Source organism: Burkholderia sp. Cy-637 (genome assembly GCF_011753175.1).
Lineage (GTDB): Bacteria > Pseudomonadota > Gammaproteobacteria > Burkholderiales > Burkholderiaceae > Burkholderia > Burkholderia gladioli.
Genome location: NZ_VWWC01000032.1, coordinates 40,191 through 52,222, shown reverse-complemented (window position 1 = coordinate 52,222; position 12,032 = coordinate 40,191). Strand labels below are relative to the sequence as shown.

The following is a 12,032-nucleotide window of genomic DNA, read 5'->3' as shown; positions in this document are numbered from 1 at the left end:
TGCTCGGCGCTGACGGCGGGCGCGGCGGCGCGGTGGCGGTGCTGCGCGACGTCAGCGCCGAGCACGAGCGGGCACTGGCCAACGGCATGCTGCGCCGGCTGGTGGACGCCTCGCCCGACGCCATCATCGGCGTCGGCGCCGATCGGCGCATCACCAGCTGGAACCCGGCCGCGCAACGCATGTTCGGGTATCCCGAGGCCGACGCGCTCGGCCACGATATCGACATGCTGGTCGCGCCGCGCTGGCTGGGCCTGCACCCGATCGCCGCCGAGGTGGGCGAGGTGCGCGAGGCGATCGGCGGCCTCGACCTGCTGTGCCTGCGCGTCGACGGCAAGCGGTTTCGCGCGACGCTGGCCGCCTCGCCGGTATTCGACGAAGCGCAGCGCTGCGTGGCGCTGTCGCTGACGCTGCGCGACACGCGCGTGCAGCGCCGCCGCGAGCAGCGCAGCCATCACCGGCTGCGCGGCGCGCGCGACGCGCGACGCCAGGCCGACACCTCGAACCGGCTCAAGGACGAACTGCTGGCGATCGTCTCGCACGAGCTGCGCACGCCGCTGAACGTGATCTACGGCTGGGTCGAGGTGATGCGCAACCCGATCGACGGCGCGCTGCAGCGGCAGGCGATCGACGCGATCGACCGCAGCGCCCGCTCGCTGTCGCGCATGGTGGCCGATATCCTCGATGCCTCCTCGCTGGCCACCGGCAAGCTGCGGCTCGAGCCGATGCCGGTCGACCTGGTACGCGTGGTCGGCGACGTGGCCGGCTCGTTCGACACCACCGCCGGCCATGACGGCATCACGCTGGAGACCCACTGCGCGCTGGAGGCCTGCGTGGTCTCGGGCGACGCCGAGCGTCTCAAGCAGATGCTCTCCAACCTGCTGTCCAACGCCTTCAAGTTCACGCCGCGCGGCGGTCGCGTGACGATCGGCTTGACCCGCGACGAGTCGCGCGTGCTGCTGACGGTGGCCGACACCGGGCAGGGCGTGGTCGCGGATTTCCTGCCGCATGTGTTCGAGGCGTTCCGCCGCGCCGAGAACTCGCCGGCCTCGCCCAAGCGCGGGCTCGGGCTCGGGCTGTCGATCGTGCGCCACATCGCCGAGCTGCACGGCGGCGCGGTGCGCGTCGCCAGCGCCGGGCGCGACCTCGGCACCACCTTCGAGGTCGCGCTGCCGGCCGGCTGGCAGCCCTCGGGCGCGATCGCCTGGAGCGGCCGGCGCGACGACGACGCGCTGTCGCGCGAGCGCATCAACCTGGACGGCCAGCGCGTGATGCTGGTCGACGACGACGAGACCTCGCGCACCAGCCTGGCCGCGGCGCTGGCCACGCTCGGCGCGGCGGTGGTGGTGGCCTCCTCGGGGCGCGACGCGCTGGCCAAGATCGACGGCGCGCGGCCGACCGTGGTGCTGTCCGACCTGGCGATGCCCGACGGCGACGGCTTCTGGCTGCTCGATGCGCTGCGCGGCGGCGCGCGCACCGCCATCAACGCGCCGATGCTGGCGGTGACCGCGCATGCCGGGCAGGCCGACGAGCGCCGCGTGCTGGCGGCCGGCTTCAACGGCTATCTGTGCAAGCCGGTCGACATCCAGGTCCTGGCGCGCGAGATCCTGCGCGCCACCCAGGCGCCGGAGCGTTCGCTGACCTCGCCTTCGCGCGACTGAGCGCGGCGCGCCTTTCACCGTTCCCCCCGTCTGTCACCTTTTTGCTTCGCACTGCGATTGATATCGGGGCGCCGCATCGATCTCTCGAGCCGGGCTTGCCGATCGGCCCGACGAGTTCGTAAATCTTTCAAACGGCTTGACGAAAAGTGCCGCGTCGCCGCTCGGGCCTTGCGCGACAAGGCGCGCGGCCCGGGCATGGTGCTTGCGGCTCCTGCCTTGTCGCCGGCACCGGGCCGGCTCGATGCAAGGAGCCCAGGCATGAAGCACCGCAACGCAGACAGGATCTCGTCGACTCCGCGTCGTCTCGCGCGTTCGCGCGGACCGCGCGGCTTGCTGGCCGTCGCGCTGACGGCCGCCACCGCGTTCTGCGCGAGCGTGCCGTTCGACGCCGGCGCGGACACGGGCGACACGGTCGCCTCGGCCACCCATTCGGCGGGGGCCAAGATGCGCGACATGGCCGTCACCACCAAGGCCAAGGCCGCGCTGGTGCAGGCCAGCGGGCTGTCCTCGGACGACGTGCACGTCAGCACGCGCCAGGGCCACGTGACGCTCACCGGCAGCGTGCCCGACGAATCGCAGCGCCCGCTCGCGGTGGCCGCGGTGAAGAGCGTGGACGGCGTGCGCGCGGTGCAGGACCAACTGACCATCCACCCGAAGTAAGCCAGCCGAAGTGAGCCGGCCGAAGTAAGTCAGCGGTAGCGGCCGGTTCCGCTGCGGGCCGGAGCGGGCTGCGTGCGGCCCCCGAGGCGGCAGGCAGGGCCGATCCCATCTCATCGAGGAGAGCGAGGATGAAACGAACCAGGACAGCCGGCCGCCAGGGCCGGCGAATGGTGGCGCTCGCCGTCGCGCTGGGCGCGGCCTGCGCGGCGTCGGCGCAGACCAACCCGAACCCGGCGCCGCACGAGCCGCCCGCCGCCGATCCGCGCGTCGGCGCGGAGATCGTCAAGCCGGCCTCGCCGGTCGGCGACAGCGAGATCGCCAAGCGCCCGCAAGGCATCGATCCGGAATTCGTCGACAAGGCCGCGATCGCCGGCAAGCGCGAGGTGCAGGCCAGCCAGTTGGCGATCGAGCAATCGGCGTCGCCCGCGGTGCGCGAGTTCGCCAAGATGATGCTGGACGACCACGGCCGCGCCAACGAGGCGCTGCGCACGATCGCCGCGAAGGTCGGCGTGCCCGCGCAGGCGGCGATGATCGTCGATCCCGACATCGACGCGCTGCGCAACAAGCGCGGCCACGATTTCGATGTCGCCTACCTGGCGATCGCGGGGCCGGCCGCGCACCGCCAGGCGATCCGGCTGTTCTCGGCCGAGGCGCGCGGCGGCCATTCGACCGAGTTGCGCGGCTTCGCGCAGGACAGCCTGCCGATGCTGCGCAAGCATCTGGCGGCGGCGCGCACGCTGGCGCGCGAGGTGGGGCGCTGAGGGTGCCGTTCATGCCGCCGGCCGGGCCGGCGGCGCTCGATGGACTGGAAGGGAGGACATGGGATGACGACGCGTGTCGATCGCGAGGGATTGCATCAACTGCTGGATCAGGCGCATGAAACCACGCTGCGCGCGATGGCCGTCTACGACGCCGCGCTGGCCGCTACCACGCACGAGGAACTGGCCGCCGAATGGCGGCTGCATCGCGAGGCCGCGCATCGCCGCGCCCAGGTGCTGGCCGATGTCTTCGACGCGCTGGGCCTCGACGTCGAGGCCAGCTCGCGCGTGCGCACCGCCGCCGCCGCGCTCGGCAAGTCCCTGCTCGAGGTGATCGCCTACGCGGTGCAGGGCGGGGATCGCGCGGCCGCCGAGCGGGTCGCCACCGAGTGCGTGCTGCTGGTCGAGACGCGCGACCAGTTGCATCGCAAGCTGCTGGCGATCGCGGCCGAACGTGTCACCGGGCCGGTCGCGCAGGTGCTGAAGGACGCCGTCGAGGCGCTCGAGGCGCAGGCCGATCCGCTGGCCCTGCACACGCTGGGCTGGTCGCGCGAGCTGTGGATCGATGCACTCGGGCTCGCGGCCGTGCTGCCGCCGCCCGAGGAAGTCGCGCCGGCCGCCGTGGCGGGCGAGGCCGTCGCCAGCCAAGCGGCGCGTGCGCGAGGCGGGCTGGCGCATTGATGCCGCGGCCGCCGAACGCCGTCCGGACACGAAAAAACTGAGCACCAAAAAAAGAGAGCGTCCTGGCTGGACGCTCCTGAAAACGTGACGACCGTAGCAGATCAATGGCGGTCGTCGCGTGGTTCGGATCGCGATTCGGGCCGGTTCGGCGAGCTTTCGTGCGGAGGTTCGTCCAGGCCGGTATCGACGTCGAAGCGGCCGAGATCGGCGGGATCCCAGCCGGTGGCCGCGGCGCCGGCCGGCTCGCGGGTGCGCACCCATTCGGCATCGGCGAAGCTCGGCCAGTGATGGCGATCGAAGCCCGGCGCCTCGCGTACCTGCTGCGAGGTGACCGGCAGCACGAAGCACTTGCGATCGGTGTCGAGCGTCAGCTCGTGCCAGGGCACGGCCAGCAGCTTGTCGCCGATGCCGAGCAGGCCGCCGCTCGACAGCACCGCGTAGGCGATGCGGCCGCCGCGCACGTCCAGCATGATGTCCTTGATATGGCCGACCTGGACGCCGTCGGTGGCATAGACGCGATTGCCGTCCAGCGTCGAGGCGGCCATCACCTCGGGGCCGGGGCCGCTGGAATCGGCGGGTCGGCCGATGATGCGCTCGGGGGCGCGGGTGGCGCCCTGGGTCTCGGGATGCAGGTTCATCTTCGACCTCCTGGTGCAAGGAACTGCTGCAATGAGCGCTCGCCCGTTCAGGGCGAGCCCGGTTCGCCGCGATCAGGCGGCTGGTGGGCGGGCGTGGCCGGATCGATGCGGGTCACGCCGCCGGTGGCCGGCGGGTCGCTGGCCGGGAAGGTGTCCTCGAGCGCGCGGTCGATGCGCCGCTCCTCGGCGGGACGCGCGGGCTGCTGGCGCGGCGGGGGCTGGTCCTTGCCGGCGGCCTGGACTTGTCCATGGTCGTGAACCCGCTGCGGCGGCCGGTGCTCGACTTCGGCCGAGCTCGGGAATGGGGATCGGGTAAAGGATCGCATCGCTTGCCCTCCGGGTGGTCATGCTGTCGATCGAGCAAGCCGCGTGCCGATCCGTGCCGTCCGCCGCGGGCGGCGCGGCGGGCCGTGGCGCGCGCCGGGCGTCTGAAAAATTTTCAGTGCCGGATGTAAGGAATGCCCAGGGCGCGCGATGAACGGCGGCCGGACCCGGTTCCGGCGCGGTGGCGGCCGGCCCGGATCGTCGTCCAGCCGCCTGGCATACGAATTGCAGTATTTGCCGCTGACTCGCATTGGGAGGACCGACCGTGGAGCCTGTGTCAGCTTCGCCGCCCGGGTTCGCCATGTCCGGTGCATCGGGCTTCGCCGGCTGGCCAACCGGCATCTCGCTGCATCGACCCGAGCCGCCGTATCCCAAGATCGACGATCCCGATCCGCAGCCCGACGAGGGCGACGACGGGCCGCCCGATCCGCCGACGCCGCAGCATCCGCCGGCGGGCGATCCGCCCTCGCGCGAGCCGCCCGAGCGGGTGGCCCGGCTTCGCGAGGCAGGATGCATGCGGCGCGGGTAACATGAGCGAGGGCAACATGCGCAGCCGCGGTGCGACCGCCGGCTTGCGCGCGCCGCGCCGCGTTCCTGACGCGGCGATGCACGGCGTGCGCGGGCTTGCGTCGGGACTCTTCCAGTAGAACTGACAACACCAAGAGGATGAGCTGATGATTCGATGCCGTGCCGTTTCCGTTCCCCCGCGCCGCGCCCGCCCGATGCCGCGCCGCGCGATCGTGCCCTCACGGCTCACCCTGCTGGCCTTGTGCTGCGCGGCCAGCGTCACGGCCCGCGCGCAGACGCCGGGCCCCCTGAGCGAATGGCAGTACTCGGCCGGCGTGCCGCTCGAGAAGCTGTTCAATCCGAATCCGAAGGACACCTGGCAGACCAGCATCGGCATCGCCTCGACCTTCCGGCCGCGCTACGACGGCTCGGACCAGTACCGCGCGATGGCGGGCCCGAGCATCGACATCCGCTACCGCGACCTGTTCTTCCTGTCGACCGGCGAGGGGCTCGGCGTGAACTTCCTGCGCGGCCAGAACTGGCGCGCCACGCTGTCGATCGGCTACGACCTCGGGCGGCGCTCGGCCGACGACCTCGGCCACCTGCACGGCCTCGACAACATCAATCCGGCGGCCAAGATCAAGCTGTCGGCCGACTACGTGCTCTCCAAGCGCTTCCCGCTGGTGCTGCGCGGCGATGTGCAGCGCAGCATCGGCGGCGCGAACGGCTGGGTGGCCGACTTCGCCGCCTACATGCCGCTGCCGGGCAGCTCCGAGCACTTCTTCTGGTTCGCCGGGCCGAACGTGACCTTCGCCGACTCGCGCTACATGAACAGCTGGTTCGGCGTGAACCCCGCCGCCTCGGCGCGCTCGGGTATTCCGGAGTATTCTGCCAAGGCAGGCCTGAGGTCCTACGGCGGCGGCATCACGATGGTCTGGTACTTCCGCAAGCACTGGTTCATGACCGCGGACGGCGCGATCCAGCAGTTGGTCGGCAGCGCGCGCCACAGTCCCGTCACGCAGAGCTCGGCAAACGCCACGTTCGACCTGTCGATCAATTACCAGTTCTAGTCCGGCCGCGTCCTCGCGCGTCGGGCGGTTCGATTGGCGAGCGCCGGGCTTCGTGCCCGGCGCTCGCCCGGTGTTTCGACCTGGAGGAGACGATGGAACAGAATCATTCGGAAACCGAAGCAGCCGGCAAGCCGGCGGCGGCCGATCGCAGGCTCACGCCCGAGCGGATCGCCTCGAAGATGCCGACCGGGCTGCCGCCGATCGATCGCGCGCGTTATGCGCTGCTCGAGCACGGCGATCCGGTGCGTCGCGCCGCGAGCCGCATCGCGACGCTCGACAACGCCAACATGGGCGCCTCCGACAGTTGCGTCGACGTCGACGGCAAGAGCTTCGACGCCCATCGCGACGCGCCGCACTGGCGCGATAACGTGATCCATTCGAACGCCTCGCTCGACGACAGCGTGAGCACGCCCGACGACGGCCTGGCCGGTTTCGCCAGCCGTCGCGGCGGCTCGCAGCCGGCCGTCGAGACGCGGCTCGGCTGGCAGGTCAGCCAGGCCGGCATCGTCGATGCGGGCCGCACCTACGGCGCGCGCACCGAGCGCGTGATCCGGCTCGAACCCGCGAGCCCGCCCTCGAGCTGAGACCGGCGCCGGCGCGGCTCACTCCCGCGGTACCACTCCCAATGGCACGACGCCCCGCTCGAAGCGGGGCGTCGTCGTATTGCGCTGCGCGCGTCGCGTGGCGCGACGCGCGGCGGCGAGGCTTATTGCCCTTGCGGACCCAGTTCCTGCGCCGAGGTATCGGCATCGTTGCCCTGCGCCACCAGCACGTGGATGTCGTTCGGCACCACGTCCTTGATGCCGCCCGCCGGAATCGTCAGCACCAGCCAGTCGGCGTTGTCGGAGAGCGTGACCGGCGCGGTGGTCAGGATCGGCGTCTTCGAGCCGGTGGAGGTGACCACCACCTGGACGCTGGCGCCCTCGATGTAGATCGAATCCTGCCCGCTGGCCGGCACCGCGCCCTGGTAGGCCAGGCCCGGCATGGTCGGGGCGATCGCGCTGATGTCGGTCTTGCCGGCCGGCACCACGTAGACGTCGACGTTCTGCGCGTTCGGCGAGGCATTGAAGCCGCGCACACGCGCCTTGTCCGACAGCAGGCCCTTGGCGTAAGGGTCGTCGATCACCGAGATCGGCGCCGAGGTGCTCGGCAGCGCGATGGTGGTGTAGTGATGGCCGTTGGCGGTCGAGAAGCCCTGCGAACCCAGCGTGACGGTGGTGCCGTTGGCGTCGTACGAGGCGGTCTGGTTGCCGGTGCCGAGGTCGGCGTAGCGCGTCACGCCCTTGTAGGCGATGTTGGCGGTGTTGACCTGGCCGTTCAGGTAGTAGTCGAGATTGGGGCCGAGCGGCACCGCGTTGATGAAGCGCGCCTGCGGCTTCGAGACGCCGATGATGGTGCCGACGTCGTTGCCGTCATCGCCGCCGCATGCGCTGAGCATGGCCACCGCGGACACCATCACGGCCAGGGTACGTAGTCCTTTCATACTTTCCTCTCTGATTCTGTCGTTCATATGAGCTGCGCTGCGTGCACGGTCCGGCACGAGCTTGCGCGACCAGTGGTTACTTGCACGGCGAATGCGGCCTGATTGGCGCCCCCCTCGCCGGTCCCGCACGATGCGCCGGCGGGCGATGGGAATGAGCACGATGCGTACCCGGCGGTATCTGGAAGGCGCGTGGCGGATGCGGTTCAGGGGGGCGGCCGGGGCATCGCATGGCGCTGCATCGACCGAGGGCAGGGGCTCGCGGGCTCCCGGCCGCGTCTAGAGGATGCCTTCGGTTCGCAGCGCGCGAAAGGGCAGCGAAGCCCGTGCCCGGGGCCGATTCGTCCGGACCAAATCTTGCGAAGCTGCTTGTAAAAAATGCTCCGGCCGCGCGGCGAGGGCCGCCCTCGCGCGTGCCCGAGCCCCGTGGCGCAAGGCTTTGCCAGCCTGGTACGGATGTTGCAAAAGTCGGGACAGTCCCAATCAACGACGAGGAGCATCCGGATGCCCGCAACGCTCGCGCTACAGATGCGACAACACCTGACACTGACGCCGCGACTTCAACAGTCGCTGCGGCTCTTGCAACTGTCGTCGCTCGAATTCCAGCAGGAACTGCGTCAAGCGCTGGACACCAACCCCTTTCTCGAGGACGTCCAGATTTCGGGCGACGAGGACACGCGCACGCCGTTCGACGAGGCCACCCAGGCGGCCGAGTCGGCGGAAACCACCGAGCCGCCGACCCTGATCGCGGCCGAGGCGGGGCCGCCCGACGGCGAGCCCTCATACACCGCCGAGCCCTTGATGCGCGGCAGCTCGCTGCGCCGCTCGGGCGAGGCCTTCGATCTCGAGCCTTCGGAACGGCTGGTGGTGGAGCCTTCCTTGCACGAGCACCTGCATGCGGCGCTTTGCCTGTACCCGCTCAATCCGCGCGACCGCGCGGCTGCCCGCACCATCATTGACGCGCTCGACGACGACGGTTACCTGCGCCAGTCGCTCGCCGAACTGGCCGAGACCATCGCCGACTCGGAGAACTGCTTCAACGAGCAGGACCTGTCCATCGCGCTGCGCTGCGTGCAGTCGCTCGACAAGCCGGGGCTGGCCGCGCGTTCGCTGTCGGAATGCCTGACGCTGCAGCTCGCCGCGATGCCTGCCGGGCGCCCCGACGTCGAATGCGCCAAGGCGATCGCCGAGCATCACCTGGAGCGGCTCGCGCGCCGCGAGACCGCCGAGATCCAGCGACGCCTCGGCTGCGATACGCGCACGCTGCGCGCGGCCTGCGCGCTGGTGCGCAAGCTCGATCCGCGCCCCGGCAACCATTTCGGCGGCGCGAGCGGCGACTACGTGGTGCCGGACGTGATCGTGCGCCAGGTGAGCGGCCGCTGGGTGGTGACGGTGAACCCGGCGGTGATGCCGCGCGCGCGGATCCACAAGCTCTATGCCGAGCTGTTCGCCAAGTCCAGCGAGTCGACCCAGTCGCCGCTGGGGCAGCAGTTGCAGGAAGCGCGCTGGCTGATCCGCAACGCGCAGAAGCGCTTCGACACGATCCAGCGCGTGGGCGAATGCATCGTCGCGCGGCAGCGCGATTTCTTCCGCTACGGCGCGATCGCGCTCAAGCCGCTGGTGCTGCGCGATATCGCCGAGGAGCTCGACCTGCACGAATCGACCATCTCGCGCGCCACCGGCAACAAGTACATGGCCACCCCGCACGGCGTGTTCGAGTTCAAGCACTTCTTCCCGCGCAAGCTCGAGGCGGCGGGGCGCGGTGCCTGCTCGGCGGCGGCGGCCAAGGTGCTGATCCGCGAAATGATCTCGACCGAGCCGGCTGGCGAGCCGCTCTCCGACGTGGCGCTGGCGCAGCGCCTGGCCGGGCGCGGCGTGGTGCTGGCACGGCGCACCGTGACCAAGTACCGGCAGGGCATGAAGATCCTGCCGGCCGAGCTGCGCCGGCGCGTGCCGATCTGAGCGGCGCGGCGCGCGGCTCAGGCGCGCCGGCAACATCGAACGAGATCGCCACGGCCCGGCCGTGCGCGACATGGCTTATTCGCAGTCCAATCCGGAGGTAGACATGCTTCGTTACGCAGTGATCTTTTTCATCATCGCCATCATCGCGGCGGTGTTCGGCTTCGGCGGTATTGCGGCCGGGGCCGCCGAGATCGCGAAGATCCTGTTCTTCATCTTCGTGATCATCTTCATCGTCACGCTGTTGCTGGGCGTGATCCGACGATAGGTGAGCGTGGGTGTCGAGTCGAACGGCCGCCTTCGGGCGGCCGTTTTCCTTGCGCGCGCCGACGCGCCGGGTTCAGCGCGGGGCGCGCGCCTCGACCCACCAGCACGCCGCCTGGTAGCGCAGCATGGCGCCGTCGAGGAAGGGCGCGAAGGCCGCGCACACTGTCTCGATCACCTGCGCGCGGGTTCGCGCATCGGCCTCGCGCAACTGCTGGCCGACCGGCCCGAGCCGCAGCGCGTAGGTGGGCAGGTCGCGTTCGGGCAGGGCGCAGGCGGCGTCGAGCGGCGCGATCTCGATGCGTTCCCAGCCCGCGCCATGCAGGATGCCGATCATCCGCTCGGGGTCGCCGAACGCGAACTGCCCCGGCCGGGCCGGATCGCGCGCGGGCAGCGCCGGCAGCAGCCGCGCGGCCGCGTGCTCGGCGGTGGTCATGAAGGGATTCTCGTCGGCCGGGCGCCAGGCGATGAAGCGCAGCCGCGCGCCGGGTGCCGCCGCGCGGCGCAGGTTCGCGAAGGCCGCGCGCGGATCGTCGAAGAACATCACGCCGAAGCGCGACTGGATCAGCTCGAAGCCGGCCGGCGCGAAATCGTGGGTCTGCGCGTCGGCCCGCACGAAGCGGGCGGCGCGCAGGCCGCGCTGGTCGGCACGTGCGCGGGCCAGGGCCAGCATCGGCGCGGAGATGTCGATGCCGAGGCAGTCGCCGAAGGCGCCGTTCCGGTCGCCTTCGGCGCCGGTTTCGGCCATCGCGGCCAGCGCCAGCGTGGTGGCGCCGGTGCCGCAGCCGACGTCGAGCACGCGGCGCGGGCGCGCCGACGCATCGGCCGTGGCCGCCTCGGTGAGCCGCTGTTCGAGCGGCTCGAACATCGCGTCGAGGATCGGCTGGGTATCGACCCAGGCAAGGCCCGAGCTGCCGTTCCAGAGTTCGGCCTGGCTGGGAGGGGAAGAAGTGGGCATGACGCTGTCCTCGCGGAGCGCCGGATGGCGCGAAGCGATGCACTATGGCGCCTCAAGTCGACTTGAAGTCAAGCGGGCAGCCCGCTTCAGCCGGTCAGGCCCGCCACGAAGTCGAGCAGGGCGCGCGTCTTGGCCGGCACATGATGCCTCGACGGGTAATAGGCATGGAGCGGGAAGCGGTAGTCCGACCAGGCGGGAAAGAGCGGCACCAGCCGGCCGGCGGCGATGCTGTCCTCCACCCCGAGCTCGAACAACTGGCCGATGCCGAGCCCGGCCAGGCAGGTGCTGTAGAGCGTGCCCGGATCGTTGAGCGTGAGCACGCCGCGCGGCTTGATCACCAGCTTCTTGCGGCGCTGGTGGAATTCCCAGGGAAACGGCCGCCCCGTCACCGGCTCGCGATAGAGGATGCAGCGGTGCTCGCCGCTCTCGAGATCGCGCGGCTCGGCGGGATGGCCGAAGCGCTGCAGGTAGGCCGGCGAGGCCATCGCGAACACGCGCGTGTCGAACAGCTTGCGCGCCACCAGCGAGGAGGGCTGCGGATGGCCGAAGCGCAGCGCCAGGTCGAAGCCGTCGGCGATCAGGTCGCCGAGGTCTTCGCGGCTGTGCAGCTCCAGCTCGAGTTCCGGATGCGCATCGAAGAAGGGGCCCAGGCGCGGGCCCACCACGAAGCGCGCGAACAGCGGATCGATATTGACGCGCAGCCGGCCGCGCACCTTGCCCGCGTTGCCGGCCGCGCTGCGCGTGATCTCGGCCAGGCTGCCCACCAGCGGCATCACCTGCTCGTAGAACTCGCGGCCCTCGTCGGTGAGCCGGATCGAGCGGGTGGTGCGCTCGAACACGCGGATGCCGAGCCGCTTCTCGAGGCGCACGATCGCGCGGCTGACCACCGACTTCGACACGTCGAGCACCTCGGCGGCGGCGCCGAAGCTGCGCGTGTCGACCACCGCGGCCAGCACGTCCACGCCTTCCAGCAGCCGGGGATCGATTGCGCTCATGAGGAACCTCCGTGGTCGGGGCGGGTGGGGGAGCCCCGATGCTATCGCAAGCGGCGGCCCGTGCCGAGCCGGGATTGTTC

The 12,032-nt window shown here is 70.9% G+C and carries 14 protein-coding genes; 9 read left to right on the top strand and 5 right to left on the bottom strand.

Annotated features, from left to right (window positions below; all coding sequences use genetic code 11):
- The 4 genes from F3J10_RS12100 to F3J10_RS12085 form a co-directional block, all read left to right on the top strand.
- The coding region (locus F3J10_RS12100) for an ATP-binding protein (protein ID WP_167242182.1) at positions 1–1,658 on the top strand (1,658 nt) is incomplete at its 5' end.
- 258 nt (positions 1,659–1,916) lie between these two features.
- Complete coding sequence (locus F3J10_RS12095; protein ID WP_167242181.1) at positions 1,917–2,318, top strand: BON domain-containing protein; 402 nt, start codon at positions 1,917–1,919, stop codon at positions 2,316–2,318.
- Between the two features lie 128 nt (positions 2,319–2,446).
- On the top strand, positions 2,447–3,079 hold the full coding sequence (locus F3J10_RS12090; protein WP_167242180.1) for a DUF4142 domain-containing protein: 633 nt from the start codon (positions 2,447–2,449) through the stop codon (positions 3,077–3,079).
- Positions 3,080–3,142: 63 nt separating this feature from the next.
- Positions 3,143–3,757, top strand: a complete 615-nt coding sequence (locus tag F3J10_RS12085) for a hypothetical protein (RefSeq protein ID WP_167242179.1) — start codon at positions 3,143–3,145, stop codon at positions 3,755–3,757.
- Between the two features lie 101 nt (positions 3,758–3,858).
- Here the strand turns inward: F3J10_RS12085 and F3J10_RS12080 are convergent, their stop codons facing one another.
- Together F3J10_RS12080 and F3J10_RS12075 are read right to left on the bottom strand one after the other, a co-directional pair.
- Positions 3,859–4,395, bottom strand: a complete 537-nt coding sequence (locus F3J10_RS12080) for a PRC-barrel domain-containing protein (RefSeq protein WP_017921074.1) — start codon at positions 4,393–4,395, stop codon at positions 3,859–3,861.
- A gap of 47 nt (positions 4,396–4,442) precedes the next feature.
- Entirely contained in the window at positions 4,443–4,721 is a 279-nt protein-coding gene (locus F3J10_RS12075; protein ID WP_166911534.1) for a hypothetical protein, read from the bottom strand.
- Positions 4,722–5,020: 299 nt separating this feature from the next.
- Between F3J10_RS12075 and F3J10_RS12070 the strand changes: the two genes are divergently transcribed.
- The 3 genes from F3J10_RS12070 (at position 5,021) to F3J10_RS12060 (ending at position 6,880) form a co-directional block, all read left to right on the top strand.
- The gene (locus F3J10_RS12070; protein WP_166911662.1) at positions 5,021–5,248 is read left to right on the top strand and encodes a hypothetical protein; all 228 of its coding nucleotides are present in this window, start codon (positions 5,021–5,023) and stop codon (positions 5,246–5,248) included.
- Between the two features lie 193 nt (positions 5,249–5,441).
- Positions 5,442–6,296 carry a MipA/OmpV family protein gene (locus F3J10_RS12065; RefSeq protein WP_200873220.1) on the top strand — a complete coding sequence of 285 codons (855 nt, stop codon included), beginning with the start codon at positions 5,442–5,444 and terminating at the stop codon, positions 6,294–6,296.
- Positions 6,297–6,388: 92 nt separating this feature from the next.
- Positions 6,389–6,880, top strand: a complete 492-nt coding sequence (locus F3J10_RS12060; RefSeq protein WP_166911660.1) for a DUF3005 domain-containing protein — start codon at positions 6,389–6,391, stop codon at positions 6,878–6,880.
- 122 nt (positions 6,881–7,002) lie between these two features.
- Here F3J10_RS12060 and F3J10_RS12055 read toward each other — a convergent pair whose 3' ends face one another.
- Positions 7,003–7,779 carry a DUF4397 domain-containing protein gene (locus tag F3J10_RS12055; RefSeq protein ID WP_025099630.1) on the bottom strand — a complete coding sequence of 259 codons (777 nt, stop codon included), beginning with the start codon at positions 7,777–7,779 and terminating at the stop codon, positions 7,003–7,005.
- A 501-nt stretch (positions 7,780–8,280) separates the two neighbouring features.
- Between F3J10_RS12055 and F3J10_RS12050 the strand changes: the two genes are divergently transcribed.
- Positions 8,281–9,738 (top strand): RNA polymerase factor sigma-54, encoded by a 1,458-nt coding sequence (locus F3J10_RS12050; protein WP_167242178.1) that lies wholly within the window; start codon positions 8,281–8,283, stop codon positions 9,736–9,738.
- A gap of 103 nt (positions 9,739–9,841) precedes the next feature.
- Complete coding sequence (locus tag F3J10_RS12045; protein ID WP_013697398.1) at positions 9,842–10,003, top strand: DUF1328 family protein; 162 nt, start codon at positions 9,842–9,844, stop codon at positions 10,001–10,003.
- A 72-nt stretch (positions 10,004–10,075) separates the two neighbouring features.
- On the opposite strand, the gene F3J10_RS12040 is transcribed toward F3J10_RS12045, so the two are convergent.
- Positions 10,076–10,957: a class I SAM-dependent methyltransferase gene (locus F3J10_RS12040; RefSeq protein WP_167242177.1), complete on the bottom strand. Its 882-nt coding sequence runs from the start codon at positions 10,955–10,957 to the stop codon at positions 10,076–10,078.
- Positions 10,958–11,043: 86 nt separating this feature from the next.
- Positions 11,044–11,952 carry a LysR family transcriptional regulator gene (locus F3J10_RS12035; protein WP_167233178.1) on the bottom strand — a complete coding sequence of 303 codons (909 nt, stop codon included), beginning with the start codon at positions 11,950–11,952 and terminating at the stop codon, positions 11,044–11,046.
- Between the last annotated feature and the right edge of the window lie 80 nt (positions 11,953–12,032).